This is a genomic window from Sporomusaceae bacterium (genome assembly GCA_031460455.1).
Classification (GTDB): domain Bacteria; phylum Bacillota; class Negativicutes; order Sporomusales; family UBA7701; genus Anaeroselena.
In genome coordinates, this window is sequence record JAVKTQ010000011.1 from 66,111 (window position 1) to 80,123 (window position 14,013).

The following is a 14,013-nucleotide window of genomic DNA, read 5'->3' on the forward strand; positions in this document are numbered from 1 at the left end:
TGGTATAAAAGATAAGTATGCATAATACTATCCAGGTTAAATAATGATATACCACTTAATCTATATCACTTCTTTGATAATCATCATACCCTTGTATTTTTACTAATACTCCATTTTTGTCACGGTTTACATAGATATAACCGTTTTTTTGTAACCAATCAAGCCTTCTTAACAAAGTTGCCTTACTAACTTGAAAATCTCTTAAGAGTCTATCATATTCGCCATAAAGCTCTCCACGATTAATTGTTCTTTCATAAAGCATTTTAGTCTCTGGACTTGCATGCACTAGGCAATAGATAAATGTTATAAAAGCATTATTGTTTAAGTTCTCTATTAATTTTAAAAACAATTCTTCTTTAATTAGGATCGGGTAAATCTCATCTATTTTCTCAAACTCTTCACAATTTAACATTTAATTTTCTCCCTTGAATTTTTCAGGATTCGCGATGAATTGTATCGTTATAGTCACAAACTTGCGTGTTAGAGCCTTCTAAAGCTTAAAACAAGTGCAGGCGATAAAGTTTATAAAGTTTTGTAGCGTTGACCTCTCCTGCTCGCTACGCTCGCAGGATGCGGCTACGCCGCATTTTTTTTGCGTAAGAGTTAAAGACGTAATTATATTTACTTTAACAAATTATTCAACAAAGTGAGCATTAACGCTGGTTGTACGACTCGCTTAGCAGATTTTTTCACCTAAAATATTTCTTTGTTTTTATAACCTAGCCATCGCATTAACATGAGCCGCATTCTTCGAGAAGGTATATAAAGATTAATAGGTTTACCCTCCCTGATAGCGGATCGAAATAAGAATTGAAGTAGGTATGATAGTGCAATACCACGATCATTTATTTTAATGTTGAACTGCTGAAAGTATTTTGCTATGACCGGATTTATAAATAAGTTTATCAGATAAGCAATATTGGTTTTATGCGAGTATTTATTGGTACTGCGTGCATTACATGCCAAGAACCCTTTACTATATCCTTCTCCTTTCACTAGCGTACTGAACTCATTAAATACCGTCCAAAGATTTTGATCAGATTTACCTTTTACAATATTCCCGAAGTAGTTTCGAGTATTGTTCTTTATTACTATTACATTAGTCTTTTTGTTTTTCCGATACCAACTTTTACTCAATACAAAATTACTTTTGTCACCCATACTGTTTAAATGACCTTGGTAAATATTTATGAGTGGCTTTACTTGACTTGTATCATATTGCTGCCCATCATGTTCAATCAAATGATATTTATTATCTTTATCTTCAGCCCTCCACAATTTAAAATATTTATATTTGATTTTGAACTGATCGAAGTAATATCGCTGCTCTTGATATTTGAACATGTATGTGAGGATATATACTTCTTTGAAGCATTCAAATACGGCATGCGGAAAAGTCCATACGAGTGCGTAATCTCCGCAGGCTATTAAGTTACCATCCAATGCCATTTGCTTTATGTCGTTGTATCTACTGTCACAATCAATGTCACGCCATATTAATTGATTGTTTTCATCAATATCTGCAAAATGTTTTAATATTACATTTTTTAATTCACCTTTCTTGAGTTTTACTTCTTCCAGTACATTGAATACCTCGTCCAATATTAATGAATAATCCCATTTGTTTAATAGCTGGATTGTTTCAGCAGTACTCATCTGAAATAGCGCATGTGTACTTACAATGTTTTTGCCGTCCTTCAATAGCTTGAGCAGGTTCCCCCTCTTCCCTCCTCCCATGTTTTGCGGTTCATAGAAATGCAGCCCTGGACAACTTTGCTTAATCCTCTCGACCTCTTCAAGAAAGGGAGTAATGTAGATATACCGTAAATATGGGTTGTCATTCATCTTCTGAATCGCCCAGCTTGTCTTACCACTCCCCATAATCGAGTCGATGATTTTAATCAACCGATCCCTCCCCTCTAGATTCTCGATTAAACCATACCATTAATATAATAATTTCGAAAACCATATTTTTCTAATTTTATTTACCAAATTCGCGGTTATGGATAATTATATATAACCAAAGTGAATATGCTAGTTATATGGCAATTTTTACCGAGAATATTATAAGGCAAATTGCGGGTTTACAGGTTTTATTAATATAACCAAATATAACCAAGATTTTATTCTTATGTGAATTAGCTAGTTTAAAAACAGAACCGCGAAAGGGCAATACCTTCGCGGTTTAATCTGATTGGCTTTTCATCTTTTTATTTTATTTAACCTATGTTGTTCGGATAACAGCGTATTGATTGGGCTTGCTTGGGCGTGATTATTGCTTATATCAGCCTCAACAAGTTGCACATATACTCGTGTCATTTCCATCGTAGTATGGCCCAAAATAGCCTGTAAGCTGAATGCGTTACCATTATTTCTGATATACCAAAGAGCAAAAGTATGTCTCAAATCATAGAGAGTAACCTTTGTTCCTAATCGCTTGGAATATTGACGGAATTGATACTGCATAGTTTTGTGGGATAATTGCTCACCCTCAAAACCGCAGAATATATACCCATTCTTTTCCCATTCATCATGTCGGACCGCAATCAATTTTTTAATAGCACTTATTGTGCCTTTTGATAACGGCAAAAACCGTTCCTGGCGGGTTTTACTGATCTCCGGCCGAATCCATATAAGAGTCTCCCTAAAATCGCTTATACGCAGTTGTAGGGCTTCGTACGGCCTTATGCCAGTATCCAATATCAGAATCATCAATACCCAATTACGAAACCCGGCAAAGGTCTTCTGATCCGGGAGTTTTAAAAGCTCTTTTATCACTGTTTTATCTAGGTCAACTATTCGCCTTGTATGCTTTTTATACTTCAATCCCTGGCAAGGGTTCTCTTTAAGTAGCTCCATCGCAATGCAATGTTTAAAAAACCGGGATAGAATGGACAATTGTTTATTATAGTACTCATTGCCCTTACCGTCGGTTAGGAATGTCCGTACTGCTTTGCCTAGTTCCTCCCCCTCATCAAATCCACGTTTATAGTACTGAAAGAACTTGTATAAAGTAAATTCAATAGCTTCAATTGCAAATTTGCCTAACCCCTCCAATCTTTTTTCATTAACGAATTCACCGATTAAATCCTGCACCTTCAGCTTGTTTTGCATTTTTCTAACGGTTTTGGACATAAAAATACCTCCTGTCGGTCAGACAAGAGGCACTTTCAATACTCCCCACAACAGACAATTTTGATACATCCCCACACAAGCTGTAAAGATTATACCTCAAATGCCCTCAAACCCTTGTGCTACGCCAGTTCCTTAATCACAGCTATTTCATCACAGTTGGGGAATTTGGGGCAGTTGATACATTCTTTCCAGACCTTGTGAGGGAGTTTGTCTTTGTTGGCTTCGGAGAAGCCCTGTTTGGCAAAGAATTCCGGTTGGTATGTGAGAGCGAAGAGCGTTTTTACGCCCAGTTCTATGGCTTCTTCCGTCAACTTGGCGACCAGAACGCGACCGACGCCTTTCCTGACAACTTCCGGGGCAACGGCCAGGGCCCGTACTTCGGCTAGTTCGTCCCAGACCAGATGGAGCGCGCCGATGCCGACGATCCGGCCGTCCTCTTCGGCGACGATCATATCTCTGAGAGTCTCGTATAGGACGTTGCGCGACCGGGCCAGCATAAGGCCTTTTTCGGCATAATCGTTGACCAGTTTATGAATAGCCTCGACATCTTTGAAAGTAGGCTTGCGGTAAATCATAGCGGTTGTCATCTCCCCTCTTCGTATAATTATACTAACACTTTAATAATTATTCAATATATTTTTGTTGTTGGATTTTGCTTATGCAGCTATAACTAATTTTTGTGGCACGTGGCCCGTTACTGATAGAATCACAGCCGGTATTATGTTAAAATTTAGACAAAGTGTTTGATGTTTTGCTGATTTCTGAAGGAAGGTGTTGTTTTAATTGGATGCCCAAATTCGCCTGGCTACCGTCGGCAGCTCGCAGATTGTCGCTGATGAATTGCTCGATGCCGCCCACCATCTGCTCGGGAAGGAGCTCGGCGGCCGAGGCTATGCCATCGGCGACGTAAGCGACCATAACATTGCGGATCTTTTCATCTGCCTGCCTACGCGGGTAGAAGAGGCGGCCAAGAAGATCCCCCGCGACAAGATTGTCTCCCTTGAGCTTATCCCCGATGCCTTTTTTTATGTAAAAGTTGCGATGCTGCCTGTCGGCAGCCAGGTATCCGTTTTCAACAATAATACGGCTCAGGCGGAAGCAATAGCGAAATACTGTCAGCAGCACGGCGTTACCCACATCAACTACAATTACCTGCCGTACAGCGAACTACCGCAGGAAGAGCTCGGCGCCAAGCTTGAGACGGCGCGTTACATAATCGGCGCGGAGCGCATCGTCGGCGCCGGCGGTGTCCTGCCGGCAAAATACGGCGCCTACATGAGGCCCGACGCGACCGTCATCGGCGCTACCCGCATCGCCACAACCGATTCGGTCTGCGCGCTGATGCGCTGGATTACCCTTTATAACCACAAGCGCGTGGCGAACGAGGTCGCCGCCCTGACAAGCACCCTTAACGGCCAATTGCAGGAGTTCGCGGCAGCGGCCGCCGAGGTATCGCGCTCGATCACCGCCAACTCGTCGACAATCAACGACGTGGACGCCCAAATGAAAGTCGAACTGGCCCGGGTCGACGAAACCAGCCGCCAGTCCGAGGCGCTGGTAGCTTCCACCCGCAGCATTGGCGGCATCGCCGAGACGATCAAGAATGTCGCCGACCAGACAAACCTGCTGGCGCTCAACGCCGCAATCGAGGCGGCCAGGGTCGGCGAGCACGGCCGCGGTTTCGCGGTCGTCGCCCAGGAGGTGCGCAAGCTGGCCGAGGAAACCCGCGGCTCGACCGATACCATCCGTAAGTCGGTTAACGAGGTGCAGTCGATGGTCGGCAAAATCACGCCGACGCTTGGCGCCCTTTCGACGGAGATGAGCGCCAATCAGCGCCAGATCGCCAAAATTGCCGAGACAGCCGCCGAGGAAAGCCGCGCGGTCGCCGACATCGCCAAGGCTTTGTCAGGCATCCGCGAGATCAGTGACAAGCTGCAGGCCTCGGTGCTGAAGCTGACGGAATGCTGAAAAATTGAATTCGGAAGCCACCGCCGGAAGGCGGTGGCTTTTTGTCTCACTTGAAGGCGCTGGGACATAGCTCTTTGAGCGGACACTGCCCGCAATCCGGGCGGCGGGCCTTGCAGATTTTACGCCCGTGCCAGATGAGCCAGTGGTGGGCGTCGCCCCAGTCGCGGCGCGGCACGACCTTCATCAGTCCCTCTTCGACCTGCTCGGGTGTTTTGCCGTTCGCCAGACCCAGCCGGTTGGCCACCCGAAATACGTGGGTGTCGACGGCGATGGCGGGTACGGCGAACAGCTGGCTGAGGAGGACGTTGGCGGTCTTGCGCCCCACGCCGGGGAGGCGCGTCAGGTCCGCGAACGTGCCGGGCACCTCGCCGCCGTAATCGTTTATCAGCATGCCACAGGCGGCGATCAGGTTGCGCGCTTTGCCCCGAAAGAGCCCGCAGTCGCGGATACGCTCCGCCAGGCCGTCTTCGCCGAGGGCGAGCATTTTGGCGGGGGTGTCGTAGGCGGGGAAGAGGCGGGCGGTTATGATGTTGACCCGCGTGTCGGTGCACTGGGCGGAGAGGACAACCGCGACGAGCAGTTCGAAGGGCGAGCCGTATTCGAGGGCGGTGGCGGCGCCGCCGTAGGTGGCTGCGAGGATGGCGAGGATGCGGTCGCGCGTCGTTTTGCTTGTACGCAAGATTAGCCTCCTGGATGTATTGTCGCGTAAAGGCGCTGTATTTCGTCGTATTCGGCAGGGGTATCGACGTCGAAAAACACTGTTCCATCGGCAACGGGCACAGCTGTGACCTGATCGGGGTGGGCGGCGATGATCGCCCTGGCGCCGGCGTCGCCGGTGAGGGCCAGGAGCTGCTGCCGCCAGCGCCCGATGTCGAACAGTACCGGATTGCCGCGCCGCCCGCCGGCGACCGGGGCGACGATTGACCCGCCGCCGGCGTGATAGGCAGCCGCCAGCGAATCAAGCAGCGCAGGGGTGACAAGCGGCTGGTCGGCGAGCAGGAAGATAATGGCGCCAGTACCGGGGCTGACGGCATTCAGCCCGGCCTGCAGCGAGCTTGCCTGCCCCGACTGCCAGCGGGGATTGTGAGCCAATCTGGCCGGCAGGCCGGCGACGGCTGCCGCGACGGCCGCCCGCTTGGCACCGGTGACTACTATCACTTCGTCGACGACCGACCGGCAGGCGGTGGCGGCAACGTGCCACACCAGCGGCCGGCCGGCGAGCGGCAGGAGCTGTTTGGGGCGGCCCATCCGCCGGGCCGCGCCGGCGGCCAGGACGACGGCGGCGATCACGCTTTGCCGAAGGGGCAGTGGGGGTGAGTGCATTCCCGGCAGGACAGACACAGTCCACCGTAGCCTAAAGCTGCGATGTCGTCCTTGCGCAGACGCTCTCCGGCCAGCACCCGCGGGAGGATGAGATCGAACACGGTTGTTTTGGAGTACATTCCGCAGGCCGGCATGCCCATGACGGCGACGTCGCCGAGATAGGCGAGCATGAACATGGCGCCGGGAAGGACCGGGGTACCGTAGCTGACCACTTCGGCCCCGGTGGCGCGGATGGCGTCGGGGGTCACGTCGTCGGGGTCGACCGACATGCCGCCGGAAGCGACGATTACATCGGCTCCCTGGTCTTTATAGGCAAGGATGGCTTCTTTGATTAGTTCGGGGTCGTCGGGTCTGAAGGTGGCGCCGAGCATGGTCGCTCCGTACTGGGCCGTTTTGGCCGCAAATACCGGGGCGAAGCGATCGTCGATGCGCCCGTGGAAGACTTCGTTGCCGGTGATGACGGCAGCTACCTTGAGGTTGCGCATCGGCATGACGGAAACGATGTTTGCGCCGGCGGCGATTTTCTCCACCGTTTCCACCGTGGCGGCCTCTACGACCAGCGGCACAACTTTGACGGAGGCCAGCAGATCGCCGGCTTTGACGGGAAGGTTGCTGTGGAGGGTGGAAAGCACGGCGTGTTCGACACCGTTAATGGCCGTCACCAGCTCCCTGTTGACCTTGAGCAGGCCGTCGGCGGCGGCTTTGAGGTTGACCTTGCCTTCGGACGGCTCAGCCAGCGTGATTCCCGCCCCGGCCACCGCCCGGGCGATGCGGGTAACGGCCTCGTTTTCGTGCACCTGGCCGGCGGTGAGTTCGATGAGGTAGATGTGCTCTTTGCCGATATCTTTCAGGTGGGAGATGTCCTCGGCCCTGATGATGTGGCCTTTTTTGAAGGCCGGTCCTTTGTATTCGCCAGGCACTATTTTGGTTATATCATGCCCAAGCACCATCCCGACCGCTTCCTCCACCCGCACTTTTTTGATGGCCATCATGCCCACTCCCTGCATATTTAGTAGCAAAAAGGCCGTTTTCGACAGAAAACGGCCTTAACTTTGCCTGTCTTAGGTAAATTATAGGATAGAGCCGGGGGAAAGTAAAGGGCGGTTAGTTGGTCATGCTGCGCACGGGGGCGGGGATGCGCCCGCCGCGGGCGATGAAGTCGTCGGCTTTGAAGGAGTTGACGGGAATTATCGGGCTGTGGCCGAGAAGGCCGCCGAATTCCACCCTGTCGCCGACTTTCTTGCCCGGCACGGGGATGATCCGCACCGCCGTGGTTTTGTTGTTGATCATGCCGATGGCCGCCTCGTCGGCGATGATGGCGGCGATGGTGGCCGCCGAGGTGTCGCCCGGCACGGCGATCATGTCGAGTCCGACAGAACAGACGCAGGTCATGGCCTCAAGTTTTTCAAGGGTTAGGCTGCCGCACTCGACGGCGGCGATCATGCCGGCGTCCTCGCTGACGGGGATGAAGGCGCCGCTCAGGCCGCCAACGTAGGAGGAGGCCATGATGCCGCCTTTTTTGACGGCGTCGTTAAGGAGCGCCAGGGCGGCCGTGGTGCCTGGTGCGCCGCAGCTCTCCAGACCCATTTCCTCAAGGATGTGGGCGACGCTGTCGCCGACCGCCGGGGTGGGCGCGAGCGAGAGGTCGATGATGCCGAAGGGCACGCCGAGGCGCCGCGAAGCCTCCTGGGCCACCAGCTGCCCTACGCGGGTGATTTTGAAGGCGGTGCGCTTGATCGTCTCGGCGACCGCGCCGAAGTCCTTGCCGCGCGCTTCCTCCAGCGCCCGTTTGACGACGCCGGGTCCGCTTACGCCAACGTTGACGGCCGTTTCGGCTTCGCCCACGCCGTGGAAGGCGCCGGCCATGAAGGGGTTGTCCTCCGGGACGTTGGCGAAGACGACGAGTTTGGCGCAGCCGAGGGCGTCGCGGTCGCGGGTCAGCTCGGCCGTTTGTTTGATGATCTGGCCCATTTCCCGCACACAGTCCATGTTGATACCGGCCTTGGTGGATGCCAGGTTCACCGAGGAGCACACCCGCTCGGTCGTAGCCAGCGCTGCCGGGATGGAGCGGATGAGGATGCGGTCCCCTTTGGTGTAGCCTTTTTCCACGAGGGCCGAAAAGCCGCCGATGAAATTGACGCCGACAGCTTTGGCGGCAGCATCCATGGCCTCGGCCACCGGCAGGTAGCTGTCGGTGCGGCAGCTCTCGGCCGCGATGGCTATCGGCGTTACTGAGATGCGCTTGTTGATGATGGGGATGCCGTACTCGGCTTCGATGTCTTCGCCGGTCTGCACCAGCCGTTCGGCCGTCTTGGTGATTTTGTCGTAGATATTGGCGCAAAAGACCTTGATATCGGGATGGCTGCAGTCGCGCAGGCTGATCCCGAGGGTAATCGTGCGCACGTCAAGTTTGTTTTCCTCGATCATCCGGTTGGTTTCGAGGATATCCTGAACAGATAGCATAGGCCGCCTCCTTCGCCGTGAGCCGAATTATTACCAAGACTAGAGGCTGTTCAGAAACGAGCATAGCAAGGCGCACCGGAAGAGCGCGCCGCGACGCGTACTCGGAACGTACGTTAGCAAGCGCTCTGAGGAGCAAGTGCGCAAGTTCTTAGCGCGGAAGCGCTTAGAACTGCGGCCTGCCCCTTGCGGGTACGCAGCTAGGCGAAGTTTATCAACAGCCGACGTTAAATGCGGTGCATGGCTTTGAATATATCCTCATGCTGCACCTTGATTTCGAGGCCCATGGCCTGTCCCTTCTCCTTGAGAAGCTGCTGCAAATCTTTGAGGCTTATCGTCGCCCCGCTCATGTCGGCGATCATGACCATGTTGAAGAAGCCGTTGACGATGTTCTGATTGATGTCGAGGATGTTGACGCTGTTGGCCGCCAGCGTTGTGCTGACCATGGCTACTATGCCCACTCTGTCCTGGCCGATGATGGTTATGACGACTTTCATTAAACCACGCTCCACCCGCTCAAATAATAGTCCGCCAGGCAAAAACTTTTGTCTGGCGGTTATGGTATTGACTAATATTATACCTTTTTTCGGCAAAAAACCAAGGGGCTTGGCTGATATTTCTATTTTCTGATAAAGGAAAATTCTTGCCGTCGCATGCTGCCGATAACAACGCCGCCGACGGCTGGATGACCGGCCGACAGCACGACGGCCGCCAACTCTTCCGCTGGGCGCATCGCCTCGCCTTCGGCCTTGTTGATGAAGGGGACGACGCGCGCCCCAGGCGGGCAGTTGTGGAGATAGCCTTGCGGGTGGAGAAGGATTGTGACGATCATTGCCGTTGTTATGGTTTCCCCTTCGGCCACGCCGAGGAGCTCTGCGGCCCGCGCCGGCCGGTGGATGCAGTCGGCGGTGAGCGGCCGGCCGATAGCCTCGGCGCCGATGACCGGGACGAGGAGGCGGGTGGCGGCCGGCACAACCGGATCGTGGGGGAGATGGCCCTTTAGGGGCAGGCCGGCCGAGCCGTCGCCTTCGACGATGAATCTGACTGAGGGGTACTCTGCCGCCAGCGCGTCCAGCCATTCCGGCTCAAGACCGGCCAGCTTGCGTTCGGCGCCGTCCGCTATCCCGCGGGCCACAGTCACCAGCGCCGGACTGTGGCGCAGCTCTTCGACGACCCGGCGGAATTCCGCCAGGGAGCTGACCAGTATTGCCCGGTGGCCGGCTCCCTCGGGCATGAAGAGCTTGGCGGTGGCGGCGGCGAAGGCGGCAGTACCGGCGGCCTTGAGGCCGGCTACGAGGTAGTACATGAGGCTGGTTTTGCCGCCGCCGCCGATAAGGGTGACCAGGCCGGGGGAAGGCAGCGAAGCGAGAAGCTCGCGCCAGACCGGGTGCAGGCCGCCGTTATTCTTCGTCATAGGCGACGATGCGGCAGATCGATGATTCGCCGCCTTCGAACCGCCAGGGGTAGCAGCCGATTATCAGGCGCTTGCCGAGCACCTTCTCGATTTCGCCGCCGACATTTTCGGCATGGATGATGTCGTAGGGGAAGAGGTCGATGTGCATAAGCTGGTAATGATCGGGCGGGAAGACGTCGTCGATGCCCTTGCCGTACTTTGCCCGGAAATACTGCTCACACTCGGCCGCCTGCCGCGGACACCATTCACGGATTTTGGTGTTCATGGGGTGGTCGGCCGACCCGGCGTCGACGCCCAGCCATTTGAATTTCATCTTGCGGCACCACTGCGCGAATTCGCGGGTCGGGCCGGGGTGTTTGACCATGTAGCGGACTTCGTCGGCGGCCGGCTGATCCCAGGAGTATTTGTGGTAGCCGGTGTAGATGAGGAGGATGTCGCCCTCGCGGACATCGGCCCGTTCCATGATGTCTTTGGAGGTGTAAATGCCGTAGTCTTCTGCGATGTCGCTGACGTCGACGACTACGCCGGGGCCGATGAGGTCGGTGAGGGGGATGGCGGCGATGTCGCGGCCGTGGGTGCAGAAATGGAGCGAGCCGTCCAGATGGGTGCCGACGTGGTTGGAGGTGGTGATGACCTGGCCGTTGGCGCCGTTGGAGGTCAGGCGCTTGAAGAATTTGATCTGCAGCGGCTCGTAGGTCGGCCATGGAGGAGTGAGGTGGCTGAGTTTCTGCGTGAGGTCGTACATTTTGACTTTGTCCCAGTTCTTGACCATAAAGCTTCCCTCTCTTTTCTGTTTATTAGTTCCGGACCTGATTTTTTCCGACACGTCCGGCCAGCGCCAGCAGCGCCTTGTCGAAGCATTCGCGCGGCGGGCGGACTACGCCGGCGCCGACCTGGCCGATGCCGGGCTCGCGATGGGCCATGCCGGTGTTGATGACCGGCAGCAGACCGGTTGCCGCCACCCGGCGCAGGTCGATGGCGGTGGGGGTGCCGCGGAAGTTAAGGTTGGGGATGGTGTAGCTGGTGTTCTCGGCGAGAGTGATCTCGTACATCTTGGTGGTGTATTCCAGCGCGTCGGCGGGGGTGCCGCCAACGAACTGGACGATGGCCGGCGCTCCGCCCATGGCGAAACCGCCGATGCCGTAGGTTTCGGTGATGGCGCTGTCGCCGAGGTCGGGGTTGGCGTCGGCGACGGTGTACCCCGGGAAAAACAGGCCCTGGACCATCTGGGCCGGTCCGGTAAACCAGGTGTTGCCCGGACAGCCGCTCACCCTTATGCCAAATTCGACGCCGTTGCGGCACATGGTGGTGACGACGCTGGCGCCTTCGATGCCGTGGGCCGCGTCAAGAGCGGCCTTGGCCGCCGGCATGGAGAGGTTGAGGAAGAAGTGGTCGTTGGAATGCATGAACGCCAGCACCCTGGCGACAATTCCCGCAGCCAGGCCGGCTTGGGCCAGGCCGGGGGCGATGGTGCGGATGAAGAGGCTGGTGCCTGCCTTGTTGCGGTTGTGGCATTCGTCGCCCATGTGAAGAGCCTGGGCAATCATCATCCTGAGGTCGATGCCGCCGGTACAGGCGAGGGCGGCTTTGAGGGCCGGGGCCAGTTCGCCCTGCATCCAGCGCAGGCGGTCGATGACCTCGGCGCTGAAAGCGCCGAAACGCAGCACCTTGCCCAGCCCTTCGTTGAGGGTGCAGTAGCTGCGGTTGCCGTGGGTGGCGTTCTCGATCACCCAGACAGGCATGGAGGGCGATATTATGCCGGCCATGGGGCCGACCGCGCCATGCTCGTGGCAAGGGGCGAAGGTGATCTTGCCCGAGGCGGCGAGGCGGGCGGCCTCTTCTTCGTCGACGGCCAGCCCCTCGTAGATGAGGGCGCCGATTACTGCGCCGCGCATCGGCCCGGCCATCGCCTCCCAGGTGATCGGCGGCCCAGCGTGGAGGATGGTGGTGGGCGTCATGCCGGGAACGGCGTCCAGGGCGGCAAGGGCTACGTCGGTAAGCACCGGCCGCGCGGCAAGGATGGCGGCCACGGCGGCGGCGTTGGCCGCGTCGGTTTCCGGCCGGGCTTCGAGACAACTGAGGGCGGCGATTAGCTCGGGCCGGCCGCCGGCCGGCGGCCGCCAGTCGAGCTGGGTGACCGCGACATGCTGGGCGGCGAGATCGTCTTTGAACACCGGCGCACCGATGTTTATTACGGAAAGCTTTTTAGCGAACAGATCATTTATCGGCGACACGTTCACACCTCCCGGGAAACGACGGCGGCTGCGAGGTATGCGCCGCGCGCGTTGCTTTTTGCCAATGTCGCCCCGGCCGCGGCCAGTTTGCTTTCCTGGCCGGCCTTGCCCTGGGGATCGGCGTCCGTCCCGCAGACATAGGCGATGACTTCGAGGTGGCGGCCGGCGGCGCGCGCGATCTCGCGGGCCTCAACGATGGCCGGGGCGGTTACGCCCGCAGGGTCGGGGTGGGCGCCGTAGCCCAGGACGATGTCGAGAAGGATGACGGCCACCGACGGATCGCGGGCGGCCTCCAAGATATGGGGCAGGCGCAGCGAGGGCTCGATCATCGGGTGGGGTTTGCCCATGGTATAGGCGTCGTCCCCCAGGTCTATGAAGACGTTCCCTTCATTCTGCGCCATTTTGGTGGCCTCCTGACAGAGGGTGCCGCCGCAGTAGAGGCCGCGGATGGTTTTCTGCTCCGGGACCAGCTTTGCCCTTGCCACCGCCGCCATTGACGCCAGTTTTTCGTGACAACAGGAGGGCGGCGCAGGTTTTTGACCCGCGGCGAGTGTGACAGCCGCGCGGGCGGCTTCTTCAAGGGTGGCTGCGAAGTAAGCGTCTCCGGCGTCGGCTGCGTTCATGCCGCCGAGGAAACAGACGACCACGGGTTTGGGACAGGTCTTGATCGCGGCCACGATCTTGTCGGCCACCGCGGAAGCCGGCGGCTTGGAGATGAGAACGATGACGGCTGTGGCTTCGTCTTGGCTGAGGGCCGCCAGGCAATCGAGCATCATGATGCCGCCCACCGCAGCGCCGAGGTCGCGCCCGCCGGTACCGAGGACCTGCGAGACGCCGCCGCCCAGCCGGTCGATATGCACGGTCACTTCCTGCGTACCCGTGCCCGACGCGCCGACGATGCCGATATTCCCCCGCCGCACCGCGTTGGCGAAACACAGGGCGACGCCGTTTACGATGGCGGTGCCGCAGTCCGGTCCCATTACCAGCAGGCCCTTTTCGTGGGCCGTTGTTTTCAATGCGATTTCGTCGGCCAGTGAGACGTTGTCGCTGAACAGCATGACGTGGAGACCGTTGCGAAGGGCGGCTCTGGCTTCACGGGCCGCGTACTCGCCCGGCACGGAGATGACGGCGAGGTTGGCGTCCGGCAGGTGGCGCACCGCGGTGTCGAGGGAAGCGAAGGCGACGGCCGCTTTTTTATCCTCGGCCCGTCTGGCCGCAGCCCCGGCAAAGAGCGCCAGCGCCGCTTCGCAAGCCGCTTCGCTTTCGGCTCTGATGGCCACGATCAGATCGTCGGCGCCGCCGGCGTTCGCAGCCTCAGTCAGCAGGCCGACTCCGGCCAGCAGGTCTTTATTCATCGGGGTGGCCATCACGGCCACCGCCTCGGCCACACCGGGCAGGGCGGCCATCTTTTGGGTCAGCGCCATCAGCGTGACCGAGTCATAGTAGGTATTTTTCCTTATCTCAACGTGAACAGTCATG

Annotated in this window: 14 protein-coding genes; 1 reads left to right on the forward strand and 13 read right to left on the reverse strand. The window is 56.3% G+C overall.

What is annotated here, in order from left to right; genetic code table 11:
- Positions 1-55: 55 nt before the first annotated feature.
- The 4 genes from RIN56_15175 to RIN56_15190 form a co-directional block, all read right to left on the reverse strand.
- Positions 56-412: a hypothetical protein gene (locus RIN56_15175; protein ID MDR7868137.1), complete on the reverse strand. Its 357-nt coding sequence runs from the start codon at positions 410-412 to the stop codon at positions 56-58.
- Positions 413-693: 281 nt separating this feature from the next.
- Positions 694-1,905 (reverse strand): DEAD/DEAH box helicase family protein, encoded by a 1,212-nt coding sequence (locus tag RIN56_15180; protein ID MDR7868138.1) that lies wholly within the window; start codon positions 1,903-1,905, stop codon positions 694-696.
- A 297-nt stretch (positions 1,906-2,202) separates the two neighbouring features.
- Positions 2,203-3,135 carry a site-specific integrase gene (locus tag RIN56_15185; GenBank protein ID MDR7868139.1) on the reverse strand — a complete coding sequence of 311 codons (933 nt, stop codon included), beginning with the start codon at positions 3,133-3,135 and terminating at the stop codon, positions 2,203-2,205.
- A 119-nt stretch (positions 3,136-3,254) separates the two neighbouring features.
- Positions 3,255-3,710 carry an N-acetyltransferase gene (locus tag RIN56_15190; protein MDR7868140.1) on the reverse strand — a complete coding sequence of 152 codons (456 nt, stop codon included), beginning with the start codon at positions 3,708-3,710 and terminating at the stop codon, positions 3,255-3,257.
- Positions 3,711-3,918: 208 nt separating this feature from the next.
- On the opposite strand from RIN56_15190, the gene RIN56_15195 reads away from it, so the two are divergent.
- A complete protein-coding gene (locus RIN56_15195) occupies positions 3,919-5,103 on the forward strand; it encodes a methyl-accepting chemotaxis protein (GenBank protein ID MDR7868141.1) in 1,185 nt (394 codons plus the stop codon).
- Between the two features lie 46 nt (positions 5,104-5,149).
- Here the strand turns inward: RIN56_15195 and nth are convergent, their stop codons facing one another.
- The 9 genes from nth to fdrA all read right to left on the reverse strand — a co-directional run bounded on the left by nth (position 5,150) and on the right by fdrA (position 14,012).
- Positions 5,150-5,782, reverse strand: coding sequence for an endonuclease III (nth, locus tag RIN56_15200; protein MDR7868142.1), 633 nt, complete (start codon positions 5,780-5,782; stop codon positions 5,150-5,152).
- A gap of 2 nt (positions 5,783-5,784) precedes the next feature.
- The gene (locus tag RIN56_15205) at positions 5,785-6,393 is read right to left on the reverse strand and encodes a nucleotidyltransferase family protein (GenBank protein ID MDR7868143.1); all 609 of its coding nucleotides are present in this window, start codon (positions 6,391-6,393) and stop codon (positions 5,785-5,787) included.
- Positions 6,390-7,433 (reverse strand): molybdopterin-binding protein, encoded by a 1,044-nt coding sequence (locus RIN56_15210; GenBank protein MDR7868144.1) that lies wholly within the window; start codon positions 7,431-7,433, stop codon positions 6,390-6,392. The genes RIN56_15205 and RIN56_15210 overlap by 4 nt, the downstream gene beginning before the upstream one ends.
- A gap of 97 nt (positions 7,434-7,530) precedes the next feature.
- The gene (locus RIN56_15215) at positions 7,531-8,889 is read right to left on the reverse strand and encodes a PFL family protein (protein ID MDR7868145.1); all 1,359 of its coding nucleotides are present in this window, start codon (positions 8,887-8,889) and stop codon (positions 7,531-7,533) included.
- A 224-nt stretch (positions 8,890-9,113) separates the two neighbouring features.
- On the reverse strand, positions 9,114-9,383 hold the full coding sequence (locus RIN56_15220; protein MDR7868146.1) for an ACT domain-containing protein: 270 nt from the start codon (positions 9,381-9,383) through the stop codon (positions 9,114-9,116).
- Positions 9,384-9,505: 122 nt separating this feature from the next.
- On the reverse strand, positions 9,506-10,300 hold the full coding sequence (gene yqeC, locus RIN56_15225; GenBank protein MDR7868147.1) for a selenium cofactor biosynthesis protein YqeC: 795 nt from the start codon (positions 10,298-10,300) through the stop codon (positions 9,506-9,508).
- A complete protein-coding gene (locus tag RIN56_15230) occupies positions 10,287-11,072 on the reverse strand; it encodes a cyclase family protein (GenBank protein MDR7868148.1) in 786 nt (261 codons plus the stop codon). The genes yqeC and RIN56_15230 overlap by 14 nt, the downstream gene beginning before the upstream one ends.
- A 25-nt stretch (positions 11,073-11,097) precedes the next feature.
- Positions 11,098-12,534 (reverse strand): DUF1116 domain-containing protein, encoded by a 1,437-nt coding sequence (locus RIN56_15235; protein MDR7868149.1) that lies wholly within the window; start codon positions 12,532-12,534, stop codon positions 11,098-11,100.
- A 2-nt stretch (positions 12,535-12,536) separates the two neighbouring features.
- A complete protein-coding gene (gene fdrA / locus RIN56_15240) occupies positions 12,537-14,012 on the reverse strand; it encodes an acyl-CoA synthetase FdrA (GenBank protein ID MDR7868150.1) in 1,476 nt (491 codons plus the stop codon).
- Between the last annotated feature and the right edge of the window lies 1 nt (position 14,013).

Excerpts from the sequence above, each read along its gene's own strand:
- RIN56_15175 (MDR7868137.1), bottom strand. The coding sequence starts at position 412 with ATGTTAAATTGTGAAGAGTTTGAGAAAATAGATGAGATTTACCCGATC.
- RIN56_15185 (MDR7868139.1), bottom strand. The coding sequence starts at position 3,135 with ATGTCCAAAACCGTTAGAAAAATGCAAAACAAGCTGAAGGTGCAGGAT.
- RIN56_15190 (MDR7868140.1), bottom strand. The coding sequence starts at position 3,710 with ATGATTTACCGCAAGCCTACTTTCAAAGATGTCGAGGCTATTCATAAA.
- RIN56_15210 (MDR7868144.1), bottom strand. The coding sequence starts at position 7,433 with ATGCAGGGAGTGGGCATGATGGCCATCAAAAAAGTGCGGGTGGAGGAA.
- RIN56_15215 (MDR7868145.1), bottom strand. The coding sequence starts at position 8,889 with ATGCTATCTGTTCAGGATATCCTCGAAACCAACCGGATGATCGAGGAA.
- RIN56_15220 (MDR7868146.1), bottom strand. The coding sequence starts at position 9,383 with ATGAAAGTCGTCATAACCATCATCGGCCAGGACAGAGTGGGCATAGTA.
- yqeC (MDR7868147.1), bottom strand. The coding sequence starts at position 10,300 with ATGACGAAGAATAACGGCGGCCTGCACCCGGTCTGGCGCGAGCTTCTC.
- RIN56_15230 (MDR7868148.1), bottom strand. The coding sequence starts at position 11,072 with ATGGTCAAGAACTGGGACAAAGTCAAAATGTACGACCTCACGCAGAAA.
- fdrA (MDR7868150.1), bottom strand. The coding sequence starts at position 14,012 with ATGACTGTTCACGTTGAGATAAGGAAAAATACCTACTATGACTCGGTC.